General features: G+C 46.9%; 13 protein-coding genes. 8 read left to right on the forward strand and 5 right to left on the reverse strand.

Going from position 1 to position 20,781, the window contains the following annotated elements; translation table 11 throughout:
• Positions 1-6 precede the first annotated feature (6 nt).
• From cbiB to IR173_RS01125, 4 genes are read right to left on the reverse strand one after another with little or no spacing between them, the layout of a single operon-like run.
• Positions 7-954 (reverse strand): adenosylcobinamide-phosphate synthase CbiB, encoded by a 948-nt coding sequence (cbiB, locus tag IR173_RS01110; protein ID WP_237037862.1) that lies wholly within the window; start codon positions 952-954, stop codon positions 7-9.
• A complete protein-coding gene (locus IR173_RS01115) occupies positions 936-1,955 on the reverse strand; it encodes a threonine-phosphate decarboxylase (protein WP_237037863.1) in 1,020 nt (339 codons plus the stop codon). The genes cbiB and IR173_RS01115 overlap by 19 nt, the downstream gene beginning before the upstream one ends.
• Positions 1,948-3,435 (reverse strand): cobyric acid synthase, encoded by a 1,488-nt coding sequence (locus IR173_RS01120; protein WP_237037864.1) that lies wholly within the window; start codon positions 3,433-3,435, stop codon positions 1,948-1,950. The genes IR173_RS01115 and IR173_RS01120 overlap by 8 nt, the downstream gene beginning before the upstream one ends.
• The gene (locus tag IR173_RS01125; RefSeq protein WP_237037865.1) at positions 3,432-4,760 is read right to left on the reverse strand and encodes a cobyrinate a,c-diamide synthase; all 1,329 of its coding nucleotides are present in this window, start codon (positions 4,758-4,760) and stop codon (positions 3,432-3,434) included. Before IR173_RS01125 ends, IR173_RS01120 begins: the two co-directional genes overlap by 4 nt.
• 169 nt (positions 4,761-4,929) lie before the next feature.
• On the opposite strand from IR173_RS01125, the gene IR173_RS01130 reads away from it, so the two are divergent.
• Positions 4,930-6,618, forward strand: a complete 1,689-nt coding sequence (locus IR173_RS01130) for a putative transporter (protein ID WP_237037866.1) — start codon at positions 4,930-4,932, stop codon at positions 6,616-6,618.
• A 132-nt stretch (positions 6,619-6,750) separates the two neighbouring features.
• On the opposite strand, the gene IR173_RS01135 is transcribed toward IR173_RS01130, so the two are convergent.
• Positions 6,751-8,622 carry a heavy metal translocating P-type ATPase gene (locus IR173_RS01135; RefSeq protein ID WP_237037867.1) on the reverse strand — a complete coding sequence of 624 codons (1,872 nt, stop codon included), beginning with the start codon at positions 8,620-8,622 and terminating at the stop codon, positions 6,751-6,753.
• A gap of 157 nt (positions 8,623-8,779) precedes the next feature.
• Between IR173_RS01135 and IR173_RS01140 the strand changes: the two genes are divergently transcribed.
• The 7 genes from IR173_RS01140 to IR173_RS01170 all read left to right on the forward strand — a co-directional run bounded on the left by IR173_RS01140 (position 8,780) and on the right by IR173_RS01170 (position 20,764).
• A complete protein-coding gene (locus IR173_RS01140) occupies positions 8,780-9,352 on the forward strand; it encodes a Crp/Fnr family transcriptional regulator (protein WP_237037868.1) in 573 nt (190 codons plus the stop codon).
• A 531-nt stretch (positions 9,353-9,883) separates the two neighbouring features.
• Entirely contained in the window at positions 9,884-11,209 is a 1,326-nt protein-coding gene (locus IR173_RS01145) for a hypothetical protein (protein WP_237037869.1), read from the forward strand.
• A gap of 29 nt (positions 11,210-11,238) precedes the next feature.
• Positions 11,239-12,420 carry an imelysin family protein gene (locus IR173_RS01150; RefSeq protein WP_237037870.1) on the forward strand — a complete coding sequence of 394 codons (1,182 nt, stop codon included), beginning with the start codon at positions 11,239-11,241 and terminating at the stop codon, positions 12,418-12,420.
• A 41-nt stretch (positions 12,421-12,461) separates the two neighbouring features.
• Positions 12,462-14,048: a di-heme oxidoredictase family protein gene (locus tag IR173_RS01155; RefSeq protein WP_237037871.1), complete on the forward strand. Its 1,587-nt coding sequence runs from the start codon at positions 12,462-12,464 to the stop codon at positions 14,046-14,048.
• A 98-nt stretch (positions 14,049-14,146) separates the two neighbouring features.
• A complete protein-coding gene (gene ccsA / locus IR173_RS01160; protein WP_237037872.1) occupies positions 14,147-16,420 on the forward strand; it encodes a cytochrome c biogenesis protein CcsA in 2,274 nt (757 codons plus the stop codon).
• 68 nt (positions 16,421-16,488) lie between these two features.
• On the forward strand, positions 16,489-17,640 hold the full coding sequence (locus tag IR173_RS01165) for a Rid family hydrolase (RefSeq protein ID WP_394800627.1): 1,152 nt from the start codon (positions 16,489-16,491) through the stop codon (positions 17,638-17,640).
• A 91-nt stretch (positions 17,641-17,731) separates the two neighbouring features.
• Positions 17,732-20,764: a glycoside hydrolase domain-containing protein gene (locus IR173_RS01170; protein WP_237037873.1), complete on the forward strand. Its 3,033-nt coding sequence runs from the start codon at positions 17,732-17,734 to the stop codon at positions 20,762-20,764.
• Positions 20,765-20,781: the final 17 nt, after the last annotated feature.

Genomic DNA, 20,781 nt, shown 5'->3' on the forward strand with positions numbered 1-20,781 from the left:
TTATCTTTATAACGGAAGAAAAGGGTATGCTCCTATCAGACAGAGAATAACCCATATCACCATTATCCCCTCGGCAACCCGGTTTACTCGGACAGCGATACGCATATCAGACGAGTGAACCGGCCTTTCATTATTGCCTATAAATGGTTTGTAAACCATCTCACCGAAATAATGATGAGGACCACCGAAACGGCAATTCAAGATTCCGGCCAAAGCCGCCTCGGGATAACCGGAGTTAGGGCTTGCATGCTGATTGCCGTATTTTTTCACAAACTTCAATAAAGAAAGACGCCCGGTGGAAAGTATCATCAAAACAGCCGTCAAACGAGCCGGAACATAGTTGGCAATATCATCGATGCGGGCTGCCCACCTGCCAAACTGCAGATATCTTTCGTTCCTATATCCCACCATAGAATCCAATGTATTTATCATTTTATATGTCAACATACCGGGAACACCCAATAACAGATACCAGAACAAAGGAGCAATCACCCCATCACTCAGATTCTCTGCCAGCGTCTCTAACGCTGCCAACCTCACTTCCTGATTCGTCAGCTCGGAAGTATCCCGTCCCACAATGCGGGAAACCTGTTTTCTACCCTCTTCCAACGAACGGTCGGCAGCCATAAAAACCATGCGCACTTCATTGACCAGCGTAGTTCCTGCCAAGCAATAAAAGATAAGAACTGCCGAGGCCGCTACCCCTATCCAAAGATTCATGACATATAGTCCGTGTATCAATAATGCAGAAACTCCATAAATGAATACAATAAGCAGAATAGCCGTCCATGCCCCTTTCTCCACCCGGTGCTCTCCTTTGTTCCACCGCTTTTCACAAAAAGAGATGAGCTTGCCAAAACCTACTATGGGATGGGGAAGGCAGGAAGGGTCACCTATCAACTTATCCAACAGCCACCCTGCCAACAGCGGTAGCATCAATATAAGTATGTCCATTTCTTTATACCTTCTATCAGTTCATTGTTTTCTTCCGGAGTTTGTGTAGCAATGCGGAAGAAATGCTCGCTCAGGCCTTCAAAGTTGGACGCATCACGAATAAGGATGCCACACTCCTCTGCCAAGTATTCTTTTAAAGCTGCAGCCCGCCCCATCCGTAACTGTGCCAACATATAGTGTGTATCCGAAGGCCATACCTCCATTCCTCCTATTGCAAGCAACGCTTTAGCCAACCTGTCTTTTTCCTTTAGTAACAAGGACATATCTATATGATACTCCTCAGTATGCTGAAGTAAATAGTGCCCCGCTTCTATAGCAAGCTGATTGACAGACCAAGGCATGCGCTGCAAACGGATTTCGTGCAGCAAGACTTGATTGGCCGTCATAAATCCCAAGCGGAGTCCGGGAACAGCAAAGCGTTTGGTCATGGAATGAAGCAGAATTACATTAGGATATCCGGCAGCTTCCTTGGCTGTCAGCAACGGCTTCAGCGTAAAGAATTCATACGATTGGTCTATCACAAAATAACATTCCGTATGTTTCACTATGAGTGCTTTCAAAGCCTCTTTATCCAGTACATTTCCTGTAGGATTATTTGGATTGCATATCCATATCAGGTTTGTTCCCGACGGTATCGTATCCAATGTATAAATTGCCTGTATCTTGTGGTGATGCAGACGGCAGGCATCAGCATATTCACTGAAAGTAGGCACCAAAATGGCGGAGCTTTTTCCTTTAAAGGTCTGGGCTATCAAATAAATGGCCTCCGTAGCGCCATTAGTCACACAAACCTCTTTCTCTTCCGACAGATGGAGAGAATGTGCCAATGCCCGTTCCAAAGAGTAAGGCTCAGGTTCGGGATAACTTCGGATGCTTTCCATCCGATGATATAGATACTCATGCAAACCATTATGATTTACATGATTATATACATTTGAGCTAAAGTTTATCCTTATCTTTTGCCCATACTTATAGGCATCATCTCCGTGTCCGTCAATCATTGTCACGCATTATTTGATATAATAGCGGCAGATTCAAGTGCTTACGCACGTGTGCCGCCAACTTATCATATTGTTCTTCTTTATAAGCTTTATAATCCAGCGTCTGCCGGTTCAGCCTGCCGGCATAAGGCTCCAGCAGAAAGTCGATGAAGACCTGATTGTCAAGGATACCGTGAATATAGCTTCCCATACATTTCCTGTCGACAAAATAGCCGTCCGCCCTACCGTCCTCCAACCGATTCAATGGAGAAGCGGGGAAACCGGGCACAGGCTCCGTCTCTCCCATGTGAATCTCATATCCCCGGCAGGCTGTTTCATTACCTAGAAAATGGAAAGTCACCTGGCGAGTGACCTTCTCACCTTGCATGGTGGTTATCATGGGAAGCAATCCCAGCCCCGGCAACTGACGGATATCTCCCTCCACCCCATCAGGATCGCGGACTTCCAATCCCATCATCTGGTAACCGCCACAAATCCCCATGACCGAAGCCCCCTGGCGATGCGCACGCAGGATAGCCTGCGCCACACCGTTGCGGCGAAGTTCATACAGGTCATCCAATGTGCTTTTACTTCCGGGAAGCAATATAATATCCGCTTTTGCCAGTTCCTCTGTGTTATTCGTATAGTAAAGATGCACACGTTCATCACGTTCAAGCATATTGAAATCTGTGAAATTAGACAGATGACGAAGTAACACCACCGCCACATTTACCTTTCCTTCTATCGCCTGCATACGTTTATAATCCAGCACAACCGAATCTTCCTCCTCGATATGAATATCCTTATAATAAGGAATCACCCCCAAGACAGGAATACCACACAACTCTTCCATCATTTTTATACCCGATTCAAAGAGGCGTATGTCTCCCCTGAACTTATTGACAATGATGCCTTTTATACGCTGCCGGTCTTCGGGCGTTTGCAGCATGACCGAACCGTAAGCACTGGCAAACACCCCTCCACGGTCAATATCCGCCACCAGTATCACATCAGCATCAGCATAACAAGCCATCGGCATATTTACCAAGTCCGTATCCCGCAGATTTATTTCCGAAATGCTGCCGGCTCCCTCCATAACAATGGGATTATAACGGGCAGCCAAGCGGTCGAAAGCAGCATTGACTTCTTTTCTCAGTTCCTCGCGCCCCTCCTTGCGGAAGTATTCATACGCATCACGGTTGCCAATCGGCCTGCCGTTTAATACCACCTGCGAGGTGCAGTCCGAACTGGGTTTCAGCAAGAGTGGATTCATGTCTGTGTGACAAGGAACTCCGGCAGCCTCGGCTTGCACCGCCTGCGCCCGTCCTATCTCCAGTCCTTCGGGAGTGGCATAGGAATTCAATGCCATATTCTGCGCCTTGAAGGGAGCAGGCCGATAGCCGTCTTGTCTAAATATGCGGCACAGAGCGGCTGCAATGATACTTTTCCCGACATCACTGCCTGTTCCTGCCAACATGATAGGGTGTAAGTTCTTATTCATTCTTCCCAAAGCTTTAATATATCGGTTTCTCCCCAATAGAGATGGGTATATCCGGCTATTACATTCTTATATCTGTATAAAGGAGTATTTACTTCCACTCCTTTGACGGTGAACTGTTTTGCCACCGAAGGAAGTGTGTCGGGCTCTATGACACCGGAGTAATGGAACTCATGTCCCTTCAGTTCAAGTCCGCGATACTCCAACCGGCGATAACCCAAATGCAACTTTGCTCCCACCATCGTACAGTCCAACGGCAAGACACCTGCCATGGCATAGGCCGTTCCCCCCTGACGTGCCGTGAGCGAACGAGTCAGAAACATCATCCCGCCACATTCGGCCAATATCTTCCCTCCTTCCTCGGCAAAAGCCTTTATCGCTTCCATCAGTTTCTTGCGGCGGTGCAGTTGGCGGGCAAAGAGCTCCGGATACCCTCCGGGAAGATACAATAAATCCGCTTCCGGCAAATCGCTGCCATACACCGGACTGAAATAAGTAATGTTTCCAACTTCTTCCAACCGGGCGATGTTCTCGCGATAAATGAAATTGAATGCCGGATCGCGCGCCACTGCAATCTTCAGTTTCTTTGCGCGGGGAGTAAAACTCTCCACTCCCGCTTCGGAGCTATATGGCAACATATACCGACATGGGAAACCACGATGGCAAATATTCAGGAGTTTATCAATATCCACGTACTTCTCCACCAATGCCGCCGCCTGCTCTATCACTACGTCCATCGCACGTTTGGCCGTCAGCGTCAGCCCCAAATGGCGGGATGGAATCTTGAGCCCCTCGGTGAAAGGAAGATAACCCAAACACTCTACGCCGGCATCGACACACGCATCTTTCAGATAATTATAGTGGGGTAATGAAGATACCTGATTGAACACCACTCCGGCAATCTTCACACCCGGATGAAAATGCTTGAATCCATAAATCAGAGGAGCAACCGAATAGGCAGTCGCACGTGCACTGACAACCAATATTACCGGGATGCCCAGCAGTTGCCCTATCTCGGCACTGCTTCCTTCCATTTTGCTGTAACCGTCAAACAGTCCCATCACCCCTTCGGCAACACACGCATCGGCCCCCTCTCCATACTTATTATAAATATGCTGCACATGTGTCTTCGATGCCATCCAAGTATCCAGATTCACCGACTCGCGGTCTGCCGCCAAGGTGTGAAACTGAGTATCAATATAGTCAGGGCCACATTTGAAAGGCTGCACCTGCATGCCTCGTTTCTTCAACGCACGCAACAGTCCCATCGTGAAAGTCGTCTTCCCGCTTCCCGAAGTAGCGGCCCCTATAAGCAATTGTGGCTTCATACTTTTAATCTATATTTTAAATCGGGTGCAAATATAAAATAAATATCTAACTTTGTGCCCGATTTAAGCGATACAATCTCTTTCACAACTTTGTTTACCTTCCCGATACATGAAAAGCTCCGATAAGTATAAGTAATGATAGCATAATCATTTAATTAATTATAGAAGAATGGAACTTTTTAGAAATCTATTTGAAGGATACCCTAACCTGTGGGGTGGCGGAGTGGCACACTCCGTGTTGATTCTTTCGCTTGTCATCGCCTTCGGCATCATGCTGGGGAAGATAAAAGTGGCAGGCATTTCATTAGGTGTGACATGGATACTTTTTGTAGGAATCGTATTCGGACATTTCAATCTGAACCTGGATGAGCATCTGCTCCATTTCCTGAAGGAGTTCGGACTGATTCTGTTCGTCTATTCTGTCGGCCTGCAAGTAGGGCCGGGCTTCTTCTCGGCTTTCAAAAAGGGAGGGTTCACGCTGAATATGCTTGCCATGATGGTCGTATTCCTGGGAGTTATCATCACGGTGGCACTGCACTTCATCACCGGAGTGCCTATTACCACGATGGTGGGCATCCTCTCGGGAGCTGTCACCAATACACCCGGACTGGGAGCCGCACAGCAGGCCAACAGCGACCTGAACGGCATCGATGCGCCCGAAATCGCACTCGGTTATGCCGTTTCATACCCACTGGGTGTAGTAGGCTGCATCCTTTCGCTGCTCGCACTGAAATATTTATTGCAGATTAAGCCGAAGCAGGAAGAGGCGGAAGCAGAACGCGGCTTGGGACATTTACAGGAACTGACCGTGCGCCCCATCTCACTGGAAATCAGGAATGAGGCGGTAGACGGAAAAACGATTAAGGATATCAAGCCGCTGGTGAACCGTGACTTCGTTATCTCGCGCATCCGCCACTGCGACGGAGACAAGCAGATGGAACTTGTCAACTCGAATACAGTCTTTCATCTGAACGACGAAATTCTTATCATCGCCAATCCGATAGACGTAGAGGCAATCACCGTTTTCTTCGGCAAGCAGGTGAATGTGGAATGGGATTTCAAGAACAAGAACTTGATTTCACGAAAGATTCTGATTACCAAACCTGAGCTGAACGGAAAGACCTTGTCGCAACTCAAAATCCGCAATGATTTCGGGGTCAGCATTACGCGCGTAAACCGTTCGGGAGTAGACCTTGTCGCCACTCCCCACCTGCAACTGCAGATGGGTGACCGTGTAAAGATTGTCGGTCATGAGCTGGGAGTGGCACAAGCCGAAAAGATATTGGGCAACTCGATGAAACGGTTGAACCATCCCAATCTGATTCCTATCTTTCTGGGTATCGCACTGGGATGTATATTGGGCAGCACTCCGTTCATGTTCCCCGGCATCCCCCAGCCGGTCAAGTTGGGACTGGCAGGAGGACCGCTTATTGTCTCCATCCTGATAAGCCGTTTCGGACCGCAATACAAACTCATTACTTACACCACCATCAGTGCGAATCTGATGGTCCGCGAGATAGGCATCTCTCTGTTTCTTGCCTGTGTGGGCCTCGGTGCAGGTAAAGGATTTATTGAAACGATTATCAATGAAGGCGGGTATGTATGGATAGGCTATGGTGCCATCATTACCGTACTGCCACTGCTGATAGTAGGATTTATCGGGCGCTATGCCTTCAAGTTGAACTACTACACCCTTATCGGAGTGTTGTCGGGAGCCACCACCAACCCGCCCGCTCTGGCTTATTCCAATGACCTCACCTCATGTGACGCACCCGCGGTGGGTTATGCCACTGTGTATCCGCTCACGATGTTTCTTCGGGTACTCACGGCTCAATTACTGATTCTGTCACTCGGATAAGCCGATACAGCAACAGTCTATTCTTTCTGAGACACGGATTCCGCAGATTGGCTTCGGCTTCATTTATCTGCGAAATCCGTGTCGTTTTCTTCCCTTTCCTTTCCAGAGCCGAAATAAATGATTGAATCCGCCCTAAGGTAGTCTGTTAATGCGCATTGCATTGAAAATAGCCAGCAGAGCCACCCCCGAATCTGCAAAAACGGCTTCCCACAGTGTCGCCACTCCCGCGGTTCCCAATGCAAGGATGGCAAATTTCACCACAAAAGCCAATGTGACATTCTGCCAAATGATGCGGCGCGTGTATTTGCCTATCCTGACAGCCGTTACCAGCTTCGACAAGCTGTCGTCCTGGATAATCACATCTGCTGTCTCAATCGCGACATCACTTCCCAAGCCTCCCATCGCAATTCCCACATCGCTCAATGCCAACACCGGCGCATCATTGATTCCGTCTCCCACAAAAGCGACACTATGTTTCCCATCCTTCAGCTTCTGGAGCCGGGCCACCTTGTCGGCCGGCAATAAATCGCCGTAAGCATGGCGGATGTCCAGACGGCGTGCCATGTCTTGCACCAGTGCGGTCTTGTCACCCGACAGGATTTCAAAATGCCTGATACCTTGTTCCTTCAATCCTCGAACGGCTTCTACCGCATCCTCCTTCAGCTCATCCGCCAAAACAACCACACCTGCATAAACACCGTCGCACGCACACAGAATCAGACTTTCGGGCATTTCACGCAATCCTTCCGGATACGTCATTCCATACTTGTCCATCAGCCTGTAGCTGCCTGCCAGTATCTGCTTGCCGTCGATGCGTGCCTCCAGTCCGTAGCCGGCAATCTCCGTCACTGCCCCCACCGGATAAAGAGTTTCCTGTCGCTGCCTTGCATACTCCATCACGGCTTTTGCCATCGGGTGGCTGCTCTTGCTTTCTGCCGATGCGACATATTTCAGGACTTCCGCCTCCGGATATATTCCCGCAGTCTCTATCCGGCAAACACGGAAGTTGCCTGTAGTCAGCGTGCCTGTCTTGTCAAAGACAAACGTGTCTGCCTTCGTGATGGCGTCCAGGTAATTGCCGCCCTTGAAGAGAATGCCCTTGTGTGATGCCGCACCGATACCTCCGAAGTAACCCAGCGGGATACTCACCACCAAGGCACACGGACAAGATATCACGAGGAACACCAGAGAACGATACAGCCAGTCGCCAAACAGATAGGTAAAGGACGGCTGCACCAATGAATAAAGAAACGGAAGCGCCAGAATGAGGAACGCGACCCCGATGACTGCCGGAGTATAGTAGCGGGCAACCCTACGCATGAACAGTTCTGTCGGCGCCTTGCGTCCGGCAGCCTCCTCCACCATCTCCAGCATACGCGCCAGGGTGCTTTGGCTGTAAGGTTTCGTGACGGTCAGCCGAATGGTCTCATTTACCGGAATCATGCCTGCCAACACTTCACCGGACTGCCTCACCGAGCGCGGAAGGCTTTCGCCGGTCAATGCCGCCGTGTTGAACACTCCCGCCTCATTTTGCAACACACCGTCCAAAGGGACCTTCTCGCCCACCTTTACCTCGATGGTCTCTCCTATCTCCACCGCTTCGGGCGGAACAATCGAATATTGACCCTTGCGAAGGACGGAAGCTGTGCGCGGACGCATATCAAGCAGGGCGCGAATATTGTCGCGTGCCTTGTCTACGGCACTATCCTGCAACTGCTCGCCTACTGCATAAAACAACATCACTGCCACCCCTTCCGGGTATTCGCCAATGCAAAAGGCACCTATTGTAGCAATCGTCATCAGCATAAACTCATTAAAATACTCTTTCTTCATAAAATGCTCCCATGCTTCCGCCATGACAGGAAAGCCAACCGGAGCGACTGCCGCCAGATACCAGGCAAGACTGACATAAGGCAGTGCAAACCATGCCGTCTGTGCATATCCCAACAGAATTCCCGCCATCAACATCAGGAACGAAAAGATTTCATTACGATACTGTTTCATATTTATTTTCTTATTTTCTTCTGACGCAAAGGTAAACGAAAAGGCATGCAAGTAAGTTGCAAAAAAAGAAAAACAAAAAATATGTCCCGCCCTTTGCCGCTTTGTAATGGGAAATACATAACTTTGAACACTGAATATCAAACATAACGATACAATAATGGAAAATATAATAAAAAAGATAAAGCAGGACTATCCGGTCTCCGACCAAAGCATAGACTTGCTGGTCTCGTGCCTGAAGCCTCATCGCTTCCCCAAGAAGTACCAATTGATAAAAGAAGGCATCTATTGCAAGGTGGCCTACTTTATAGAAAAAGGGATGACGCGTTCCTATTGGCTGGTAGACGGAGAAGAAATCACGACGTCTTTTTCGTGCGAAGGCAATATCGTATTCAGCATGGACGAACTATATTACAACAAGCTGAGCGAAGAGTTTGTAGAGTCGCTGGAGGATATGGAGGTTTATGAAATTTCACTCAGCCATCTCACCCATCTGTTCCAGACCAATATCGAATGGGCAAACTGGGGCAGGGTTATCCATCAGGATGAATACAGACGCCTGCACCGCACTCACAAGGAACGGCTCACCCTGCCTGCCAAAGAACGGTATGAACAGATGAAAATACAATTTCCTGCCGTATGCGAACGTGCTAATTTAGGATATATCGCTTCTTATCTGGGCATCACTCTTCCCACGCTCAGCCGCATCAGAAGTAATGAAAAAGAGTTCTGAAAAGAGAAAAGCTCTAAAGTTACTGTTACATTATTACTGTAGAGGCAGATTCAATCCATCTAAAAACGACTTACAGTCTGTATTCAGGAAGATTGGATTCGCCTCTATAAGACCGGTTTTCAACCTCTGCATACGTTATGAGCTCCCTAAGTCGTTTCATTAGCCGGAGCAAGCGTTTTCGTCCTTTCGATTATGCCTTTCTGTCCGTCAGATTACTACAGTCTTCGGCAATGGACTGTATAGTCCGCTACCGAAGACCGTACAGTCCATTACAGTGGACTGTACAGTCCGCCGTCGGAGACTGTAATAATCTTCCGCTAAAAAAGGCTTGGCTGACCCTAAGAAACGGCTTACCCTTCCCTTCGTTGGTGATATGATATCTTAATCCCCAAGAAAACAAGGTGACCCATTATTACAATAATACCTACTTATTACCAGTCCTCCACTAAACATTACCCATTTTTAGGTATTGCCATACCCTTTAACTCCCTCTAACTTTGCGGCATCTTAAAATTATAAAACTTAAAGTAAATGAAAAGAAAGGTATTATTGTTTTCTATAGCCTTTGCAAGCTGTATGACAGGTACTTATGCTGAAAACAACATCAGAAGTGACAAGGAAAACAACCACACAGAAAAAACGACGGAAAAGGATGCTCCCAAGAAATCAAGGCTTACGTTGGGAGGCTATGGTGAAGCTGTAATGACGCGCAACTTCTACAGTGACAATATCAACCGCTACTCTAAAGCGGAGGATTATAAAGATGCCAAAAGTCATGGACAGTTCGATCTTCCTCATGTAGTTATCATGATAGGATATGATTTCGGCAAAGGCTGGACAATGGGAAGCGAAATTGAGTTCGAACACGGTGGAACAGAGTCTGCTGTAGAAATGGAACAGGAAGAAGTGGGCGAATGGGAAAAAGAGATAGAACGTGGCGGTGAAGTTGCCTTGGAACAGTTCTGGATACAGAAATCATTCTGTCCTGAGTTCAATATCCGTGCCGGACATATCATAGTTCCTGTGGGATATACCAATGCCCATCACCTTCCTAACGAGTTCTTTACTGTATACCGTCCTGAAGGAGAGAACACAATCATGCCATGCACATGGCACGAAACCGGTATAAGTCTTTGGGGACGCGCCGGTGACTGGAGATATGAAGCCATGCTGATTCCTGCCCTCAATTCAATGCATTTTTCAAAAGACCAATGGATAAAGAATGGTTCAGGTTCCGCATTTGAGTTCACTCCGGCCAATAATTATGCAGTGGCCATGCGTATAGACAACTATTCCGTTCCCGGCCTGCGCATGGGGCTAAGTGCCTATTATGGCCATAGTTTCAATAATACTCTTCAGGCAGACCAAGGCAAATACAAAGATACCAAAGGAGCTGTAAGCATTGCTGCATTCGACTTTGATTATAAGGGACATAACTGGATAGTACGCGGAAACATAGATTACGGGCACTTGGGAGATGCAGCGACCATATCAAAATATAACCGCGAACAGTCCAGCACATCACCCTATAAGCGCACTCATGTGGGAAAGAATGCAGTGGCAGGCGGCATTGAAGCCGGATATAACGTATTCTCCCAAATCAGAAAGTTACGCGAATCGGGAGACAAACTCTATGTGTTCGGACGCTATGAATATTATGATTCTTATGTACCGGTCAAAGGAGCGACGAAATATTCGTGGACAGACCGCCAACGTATGGCAATAGGTGTTAACTATTATCCGATAAAAGAAATAGTCGTGAAAGCAGAGTATTCACAACGCTTCCTGAAAAGTCAATATAATAATGAACCGTCCATTTCTTTAGGTATTGCTTATGCAGGCTATTTCATAAAATAACAATAATTTAATATTTAATTAAAAGAGGTATGAAAAAGTTTTTAAGATTTCCCCTGTATGCTGCCATGGCAGCGATGATGACATTCAATTTCAGTGCATGTAGCGATGACGACAAACCGGATGGCGGTGATACCGAATTATCTGAAAAAGATAAAAGATATCAGGCTATTGCAGACCAGTTTACCAAGAATACAGTAATTGTTACATACACTGGTCTGGCTGACCAAACAGAAGCTCTGGTTGAAAAGCTAAAGGCACTGAAAGCCGATAAAACAGATGATAATGTGAAATCCGTATGTGAGACATTCCTCAGCGCACGTGCATGGTGGGAAAAGAGTGAAGCGTTCCTGTTTGGAGCAGCTTCCGACTTTGGTATAGATCCGCACATCGATTCATGGCCGCTTGACTTGGATGGCCTGTTGGATGAAATGAAAAACACGTCTCACATTACAGCCATGGAAGCTGAAGATGCCGATGTATGGGCAGGTGTGAAACTCGGCCCGGAGTTGCTTGGATTCCACGGTATCGAATATATTATCTTTGAAGCCGGCAACCCTAAAGCTGTCTCGAAAATTGAAGATAAAGAGTTGACTTACGCCATTGCCGTGGCGGGCGACCTGCGCAACAAATGTTATCAATTGCAGATATCATGGGCCGGTGCAGACAATGTGGACGCAAGCCGTGTAACCAAAGTGGTAGACGAACTGGAATGGAATACGACTGTGGCAGGCGGTGAAAACTCGTATACACAGAACATGATGCTGGCCGGACAAGTGGGCAGTACTTATACCAGTTGGACAGGAGCTATGCAGGCCATCATCGACGGTTGCAAAACCATTGCCGACGAAGTAGGCACCTCTAAAATCGGAAAGCCTCACACCGGTGAAGACAAAAACTACATCGAATCTCCTTACAGCTACAACTCTATCACCGACTTTTATGACAACATCATCAGCATACAGAATGCCTATATGGGTGGTATAGAAGGACAGCGTGATGAAAGTAAATCATTGCACAACTATATGGCATCGGTAAACGCCGACCTGGATGCCAAAACGACCAATGCCATCACCAATGCATTGACCAAAATAAAGGCAATGAAAGCACCGTTTGTATTAAACTATACGGATGCCTCTTGCCAAGAGGCAATGGATGCCTGCAAAGCCTTGGACGATGTCTTAACGGAAGTAAAGGCTGAACTTGCCAAATAAAATGGCAGCAGCAATATATCTGAGAACAAACAAAGAAGAACATGAAAGGATTTTTTTATTCAAAATGTTTCCTAATGGGACTGGCGGTACTCTCGTTCGCCGCTTGCAGCGATGAAGATGATCCGCAGCAAACTAATCCGCCGGTAGAACCGGTTACGGATGAAGAATGGTATGCCGGAGGATTGCTGGGTACTACCTTCAACAGTTCGGCTTCGGCTTACGAAGACCCTACCCCTGCCGTCGAGAATGCCGGTATGACTGACAAGTTCAAGTATGGAGAATATTTCTTCGAGCGTACCTATACACAAAACACGAAGCCGTTCAACGGCCTCGGCCCGCTTTATGTACGCAACTCCTGTATGTCCTGTCATCCGGGATATGGGCATGGAAAACGCATGGAAAGGTATCGTGCCGATGATTGGGGAAACGGTTATCTGCTGGTAGTGACAGACAATACCGATACTTATCTTTCCTCACTGACCGGTATGCCGCAAACCAAAGCGATAGCTCCATTCAAGGCTCCCATTGATGAAGACAAAATCAATATAGAATGGCTCAATTACACGGATGAATGGGGTAATAAATTCCCTGACGGAGAGACCTACAGCCTGATTTATCCGGAAGTCACCATCCCTGAAGATGCCTATTATGTTCCATTGGAAGTGAATGGTAAAACGGTGGATTATGCCAATGTCAAGGTTCGTCTGGAGTCCACTATCGGCATTTATGGTACCGGATTGATAGATGCAATTCCCGACGATTCACTGAAAGCCGAGTATATCCGTCAGGAAAAAGCAGGTGTTTCACTGAATCCCAGCTTCTTTGCCAATGGCGAATGGGTGAAAACCTATGGTAGCACCACTCACCCGTTCCGTTATACTTATGCACTGAGCCGTGGTCCGCTGCAAGATGCGGCAGGAGCCAATGCCATTTGGAATATTACCAATGTAACACGCAGCAACCGCCGTTATCATTATATGACACAGACTTATGCCAATACAGCGGCAAATGATCCTGAAGTGCAAGACAAATTCTATGAATATTTTCCGGATTGGAACAAAACCGGAAATGTAAAGGAAGACATCGTAAACTATCTGATGAATCAAGAATTGCCGATTGAAATGACAGATGATGATTATGTGGATTTTATGATCTGGCACAGAGGGCTTGCAGTGCCTGCGGCACGTAATCTGGATAATCCCGACGTGCAAAAGGGGCGTTCGCTCTTCCGCGAAATCGGTTGTGCCAGCTGTCACCGCCCATCATGGAAAACCGGCAAGGATAACTTTACAGATCCAAGCGGATTCTTCAGTGACGGAGATGCACGCTTGCCCCGATATCCCGATCAGACCATTTGGCCGTATAGCGATTTAGTACAGCATCGTCTGTATATGGAGAACGATATCCGCACCGGCTGGTGCCGAACCACCCCGCTGTGGGGACGTGGCTTATCCACCATTTGCACCGGAGCCAGTGACCGTCTGCACGACTGTCGCGCACGCAATGTAATCGAAGCTATCATGTGGCATGGAAATGCACAAAGTGATGCCCGGTGGACAATTGAGAAGTTCCGTACGTTAAGCAAAGAAGACCGTGAAGCTGTCGTGAAATTCATTGAAGCGATCTAATTTTTTATCACAACAAGAGGCTGTTCCACAATCCGGTATGTAAGTAGACCGAATCGTAAGACAGCCTTTTATGATACATCATCAAAAACTGAAGCTACATGAAACTATTGAAAAGAATTGCTTTCTGCTTATTGGGTATCCTGCTTTTTGTTCTCACCATGGCTACAATATTGGAAAAAGTAAACGGTACGGAGTTTGTAAACAATCATATTTACAGTTCCGTACTCTTTGTCATACTGTGGGGAGGTACAGCCCTCGCTTCCTTACTCTATATGATAAAAAGAAAACTCTACCGTCAATGGACAACGTTCCTGCTCCACCTTTCTTTTATTTTTATATTGGTGGGAGCATTTGTCACATGGATAGATGGCGAACAAGGAACCTTACAGCTGAAACTTGGAGAGAAAACAATGTTCTTTATAAATAAAGGAGGAGAAAAACGAACTCTCCCTTTCAGCATCTCACTGGAAGATTTTGAAATAACTTATTATAAAGGAACGCGGGCACCTATGGATTATGTCAGCCGGATTACTGTTTCTGTCGAAAATAACAGTGAAAGTATAGAAGGAGAAATATCTATGAACAAAATATTTTCATTCATGAATTATCGCTTTTATCAATCCGGATATGATGCAAACGGACAAGGGACCGTTCTCAGCGTCTCTCATGACCCTTATGGGATAGGGATTACTTACACCGGATATGGCATACTGCTGGTTTCCATCATTCTATTCTTTTTTAATCCCCAAAGCACATTCCGCCAATTAATGAAAAGCTACCGCAACAATAGTCAGGGTATAAAAAGGGGATGCGGCATCTTCTTCCTGTTGTTTGTCTCAACCTTTCTGATGGTGAGCCGGACAATGGCTGCCGACCATCCCTTGCCGAAAACCCTCCCGCGCGAAACAGCCGAACGCTTCGGTGACCTTTATATCTTGTACAACGACCGTATCTGCCCCCTGCAAACCTTCGCAAGAGATTTTACAATCAAGTTATATGGTAAACCGACATATCGCGGGCTTACCTCGGAACAAGTTCTGACCGGTTGGCTATTCTATTATGACAGTTGGAAGAATGAACCTGTCATCCGCATCAAAAGCAATGAAGCCCGACGCTTATTAGGCATAAAGGGACAATATGCCTCAGTGAAAGATTTTGCCAGTAGCACTAATGAGTATAAATTGGAAGATGCAATGCGGCAAATCCATTTAGGCCGACAAATGGCAGACAAGAAAGGCATAGAAGAAGCCAATGAGAAATTCAATATCATCAGCATGGTATGTACCGGAGCGCTTATGAAAATATTTCCCTATCGGGATGCAAAAGGAAACACCCTGCAATGGTATGCGCAAAGTGACCAGCTTCCCCATGAAATGGAAAATGAACAATGGACTTTCACCCGTAAGGCAATGAATTATGTCAATGAGCAAATTGTCATGAAAAGATTTGATGAAGTAAACCGTTTACTAAATAAAATCAAACAATACCAACAGAAAGAATGTGGAGAAGCACTTCCTGCAGCAAGCAAGTTTAAAGCAGAAAAACTATATAACCAATTCGATTACAGTAAACCTATTGCCATACTCTGCCTTTGTATCGGTTTATTTGCTTTTATTTACTATTGCCGTTGCACGGTAACAGAGAAAAACATCTGTTGCGGTTTAGCATTTATCTTTAATCTGCTGCTCTGCTTCATCTTTATCTATTTATCCATGGCTATTGTTCTGCGCGGTTATGTAAGTAACCATCTTCCTCTGTCCAACGGTTTTGAAACAATGCAGTTCATGGCTTGGTGCACAGTCTTGCTCACTTTCTTTCTACAGCGTAAATTCACCCTGTCAGTACCATTTGGGTTCCTGTTGTGCGGACTTACATTATTAGTCTCCATGTTTGGCGAACAGAATCCTCAAATCACCCAATTAATGCCAGTCCTCCAATCTCCTCTACTCAGCATTCATGTAGTAGCAATTATGACAGCCTATTCATTACTGGCTTTTGTCATGCTGAACGGAATAACGGCAGTCATTCTACATTACTCAACAGGAAATTGTGCGACAGCAATAGAGTTTTTGCAAACAATCAGCCGGCTGATTCTCTACCCGGCTGTATTCCTACTCACCATAGGCATCTTTATCGGAGCTGTCTGGGCCAATGTATCATGGGGACGCTACTGGGGTTGGGACCCGAAAGAAGTGTGGGCACTTATCACCATGCTGGTTTACGCACTCGCACTGCACCCGGCTTCTCTAAAATGGTTCCGCTATCCGATGTTCTTCCATATATTTGGCATTGTGGCATTCCTCACAGTGTTAATCACCTACTTTGGAGTAAATTTTCTGCTCGGAGGCATGCACAGTTATGCCAATGGATAAAAAGAATGAAAAGAAGCATTGCCACAATGCCATAAAATTATAAATTTGCAACATTTAAAGCATCAACTATGATAAACTATAAAACCATAAATAAGAATGAGAACGTAATGGTCTGCTATTCTGAATTCACTCCCTCAAAAGGTGTTGTCGAATATCAGGTCATGATTCAACTGACGAAACCCAGGCAATCTTATGAAGAGCAACTGAAATTGCTGTTGGATACCTATTCAGATTTAAAAGAGAATGAATTAAAAAAGGGTACTACTATTTTCAAACGATACTTTCTGAGCGATGCTGTCAATCAGGCCGACCTGCTTTTAGCTGCGGAAACGGAACACTCGGATTGTGCCTTGTCTATCATAGAACAGCCACCCTGCAATGGTACCAAGATTGCACTATGGGCTTTTCTGCAAACGGAAGTAAGTACCAAGGTGCTTCCCGAAGGACTCTTCGAGGTGACACACAACGGCTACCGTCACCTTTGGAAAGGAAGAGACTTCAACCGTGCCTCTACTTCGGAGTACCAGACACGGCTGTTGCTGAATAACTATGTGATGCAACTCAATGAGCAGAATTGCAAGCTGGCGGATAACTGTATCCGCACATGGTTCTTCGTACAGAATATAGACGTCAATTATTCAGGTATGGTGAAAGCACGGAATGAAGTATTCCTCACACAAGACCTTACGGAAAAGACACACTACATAGCCAGCACCGGCATCGGCGGACGGCATCCCGACCCGCAAGTGACAGTACAGATGGATGCGTATGCCATCAACGGAATACAACCTGCCCAGATACAATTCCTGTATGCCACTACCCATCTGAATCCCACGTATGAATACGGAGTGAGTTTTGAACGCGGGACGTGTGTGAAATATGGCGACCGCAGACAGGTATTCATTTCGGGAACCGCCAGTATAAATAATAAAGGTGAAGTGGTGCACCCGGGTGATGTGCGCAAACAGACTCACCGCATGTGGGAAAATGTGGAAGCACTGCTTAAAGAAGCCGAATGCAGTTTCGACGATATATCACAGGCGATTGTCTATCTGCGCGACTCTTCGGATTATGCTATCGTCAAGGAACTGTTCGACAGCAAATTTCCTCATCTTCCCCACGTAATAGTGAATGCTCCCGTGTGCCGCCCCAAATGGCTGGTAGAGATGGAATGTATTGCTGTAAAATCCGATGAGAATGATGAATTTAAGGACTTCTGATGTATTAAAAGGAAACTTTTGTATGATACGGCAACTGTGTTAGAAAAAGATTTGAGCTATTTAGAAACAGGCTTTTAATAAAAAAACAAAAATGAAAAGACTCTTTTTATGGGCATTATCCGCCCTGTTATTAACCTTTCCGGCAACGGCTCAGGACTTTATTCCTGATGCTTCGTTCTACGGTGAAAACTACTGGACACCCGATACATTGGGCAATCACCGAGTGGTTATCTCAGTAAAAACTCCCGCCACCGTGACGGAAGCCTACATCCCCTGGCGCAGACGCGACAAAGACCCTCATCAGAAAGGGATTATCGTCATGAATGCCACAACTGGGAAAATAGTCGATAATGTGCTTCCAATGGAAATCAACCGCGAATACGGAATCATCCGCTTCGATGCCGAAGAAAATGCCGGAGAATATTATGTCTACTATCTTCCCTATCACACCTCAGGAGGCCCCTATCCCAAAGTTAACTATCCACAGCAGCCCGATAAAGCCGACCCGCAATGGAAAGCCGCGTGCAGCGCCATACCCGAAGGTAAAGCTCCCCGCGCCACACTGGTCCGCTTCGAATCATTAGGCAGTTTCAACAGTTTCTATCCGATGGAAATCATCGCCACGGAAAAGGAGAAGCAAGCATTGATGGATGCCAACAGCGATGCACCTTTCCTGTTGTTGCCCGAAGACCGTAAATATCCCATCCGAATGTTTGACGAACTCTCTTATCACCAGGTTGCAAAAGGTGCGACAGGGGAATTCTTCGGTGAAGCAGACCTGAACGAATACTATGTTCTGCAACTCGGCTTGTGGGCTTTCAAGCGTGCCGTAAACGGAGCCAAAGTCACCTTCACTGATTTGAAAGGAAAGGACGGAAGCATTATCCCCGCCTCTGCCATGACTTGCTTCAATACGGAAGGGGTGGACTGGCTGGGACGCCCCATGCATCCTATTGTAGACGTGAATAAAGGACGCATCCAGCCTCTCTGGATTGGCATTCAGATGCCCGAACATGCCGCTAAGGGACTTTACACCGGAACCATCACCGTCAGTGACCCGGTAGGCACTCAACAAGTGAAAATATCCATAAACCTCTCCGACAATGTTCTTGTGGATAAAGGTGACAGTGATTTATGGCGCTTGTCCCGCCTGCGCTGGTTGAACTCACAGTATGGCGTCAACGATGACTTGGTGAAGCCTTTCACCCCCATGACTGTCACCGGCCACACTATCGGAGTACTGGGCAGAAGTATAACGACCGACAATTTGGGTCTTCCCGCCTCCATCCGCAGCTATTTTACCGAAGAGATGACCTCATTGGGTAAAGATGCCAAAGAGATATTGGCACAGCCCATGCGCTTCGTTATCCGCCAGAATGGTAAGGAACTCCCCATTGTCATCACTTCTCCTTTCCGGTTCACCCGTCAAGAGAAAGGCATCGTCAGTTGGACTGCGTCCGGCAAAGCCGGCAACCTCAACGTTCTGGTAGATGCACACATGGAGTTTGACGGATTCATGAGCTATCAGATAACAGTGAAAGCCGAAGAAAATACCCAAGTGGACGATATCGCCCTGCTGACCCCAATGAATGCATCAACCGCCAAATATCGTCTGGGAATGGGATACGAAGGGTCGTTGCGCCCCAAAAGTGACAAGTGGAAATGGGACGTAGACCGAAATCAGGAAGGTTTCTGGTTCGGCGATGTAAACGCAGGGATGCAGTGCCTCTTCCGCGCAAAGAACTACCGCCGTCCGCTAAATACAAACTTCTACAAACAGCAACCGCTGAATATGCCATACTCGTGGTATAATGAAGGCAAAGGAGGCATTAACTACAAGGAGAGCGGGAAACAAGTGAATATTGAAACGTATAGCGGCAAGCGCAACATTCTGAAAGGCGAGGAACTGCATTTCAACTTCCTCGTGCTGGTGACTCCTTTCAAGCCCATCGACACGATGAAACAATGGACAGACCGCTACTACCACGGTTACCAGCCTGCCGAGAAATTGAAAGACAGCGATGCACACGCCTATCAAGCAGTCGATGTAGTGGGAGAAACAGGAGCCAATGTCATCAACCTGCATCACGGCAACGCCATCAACCCTCACATCAATTATCCGTTCTTCCGACCGGCTTTCATGAAAGAATATGTAGACCAGTCGCACGCCAAAGGATATAAAGTAAAGATTTACTATACAGTGCGCGAACTCACTAACCATGCTCCCGAACTCTTTGCCCTGAAGAGCCTCGGACACGAAATCTTCTCTCCGGGCAAAGGAGGAGGCTACACTTGGCTGCAGGAACATCTGGATGACGATTATATCGGCGCCTGGTTTGTAGACGCTTATAAAGACGCTGCCATCGTGAACACCGGCATTTCACGTTGGCACAACTTCTATGTGGAAGGGCTGAACTGGCTGACCAAGAATGTAGGCATCGACGGAGTATATATTGACGACCTTGCTTTTGACCGCAACACCATGAAACGCATCCGCAGGGTATTGGAAAACAATCGCCCCGACCCGCGTATTGACGTGCACTCTGCCAATCAGTTCAATCCCGCAGACGGGTTCATCAACAGTGCCTTCCTCTACATGGAACACATGCCTTATCTGGACCGTCTTTGGTTTGGCGAATACTTCAAATATGAAAAATCTCCCGCCTACTGGCTGACCGATGTCTCGGGTATTCCGTTCGGCATGATGAGCGAGATGCTGCAAGATGGAGGAAATCCGTATCGCGGCATGCTTTATGGCATGACAGCGCGTGAACCGATGGAATCTGTTCCCTCACAATTGTGGAAGGTATGGGATATGTTTGGCATAAAAGACAGCCGTATGATGGGATACTGGGTGTCTTACAATCCCATAAAGACCGGCCGAAACGACATCCTTGCCACCACCTTTGTCAAAGAAGGAAAAGTAATGATAGCCATTGCAAGTTGGGCTGACAAAGACAGTGACGTAACCCTGCAAATAGACTGGAGCAAATTAGGTATCGACCCCAGCCGCGCCAAACTGACCGCGCCTGCCATCAAAGGCTTCCAAGAGGGCTTTGTCCTCTCACCCAAAGACAAAATCAGAGTGCCTAAAGACAAAGGCTATCTCTTTATTTTGGAATAAAAACCTTTGATAGTTTG

Source organism: Phocaeicola faecalis (genome assembly GCF_021730445.1).
In the GTDB taxonomy this organism is placed as follows: domain Bacteria; phylum Bacteroidota; class Bacteroidia; order Bacteroidales; family Bacteroidaceae; genus Phocaeicola; species Phocaeicola faecalis.

Coding starts and splice junctions, on each gene's coding strand:
- cbiB (WP_237037862.1), bottom strand. CDS start 954: ATGGACATACTTATATTGATGCTACCGCTGTTGGCAGGGTGGCTGTTG.
- IR173_RS01115 (WP_237037863.1), bottom strand. CDS start 1,955: ATGATTGACGGACACGGAGATGATGCCTATAAGTATGGGCAAAAGATA.
- IR173_RS01120 (WP_237037864.1), bottom strand. CDS start 3,435: ATGAATAAGAACTTACACCCTATCATGTTGGCAGGAACAGGCAGTGAT.
- IR173_RS01125 (WP_237037865.1), bottom strand. CDS start 4,760: ATGAAGCCACAATTGCTTATAGGGGCCGCTACTTCGGGAAGCGGGAAG.
- IR173_RS01130 (WP_237037866.1), top strand. CDS start 4,930: ATGGAACTTTTTAGAAATCTATTTGAAGGATACCCTAACCTGTGGGGT.
- IR173_RS01135 (WP_237037867.1), bottom strand. CDS start 8,622: ATGAAACAGTATCGTAATGAAATCTTTTCGTTCCTGATGTTGATGGCG.
- IR173_RS01140 (WP_237037868.1), top strand. CDS start 8,780: ATGGAAAATATAATAAAAAAGATAAAGCAGGACTATCCGGTCTCCGAC.
- IR173_RS01145 (WP_237037869.1), top strand. CDS start 9,884: ATGAAAAGAAAGGTATTATTGTTTTCTATAGCCTTTGCAAGCTGTATG.
- IR173_RS01150 (WP_237037870.1), top strand. CDS start 11,239: ATGAAAAAGTTTTTAAGATTTCCCCTGTATGCTGCCATGGCAGCGATG.
- IR173_RS01155 (WP_237037871.1), top strand. CDS start 12,462: ATGAAAGGATTTTTTTATTCAAAATGTTTCCTAATGGGACTGGCGGTA.
- ccsA (WP_237037872.1), top strand. CDS start 14,147: ATGAAACTATTGAAAAGAATTGCTTTCTGCTTATTGGGTATCCTGCTT.
- IR173_RS01165 (WP_394800627.1), top strand. CDS start 16,489: ATGATAAACTATAAAACCATAAATAAGAATGAGAACGTAATGGTCTGC.
- IR173_RS01170 (WP_237037873.1), top strand. CDS start 17,732: ATGAAAAGACTCTTTTTATGGGCATTATCCGCCCTGTTATTAACCTTT.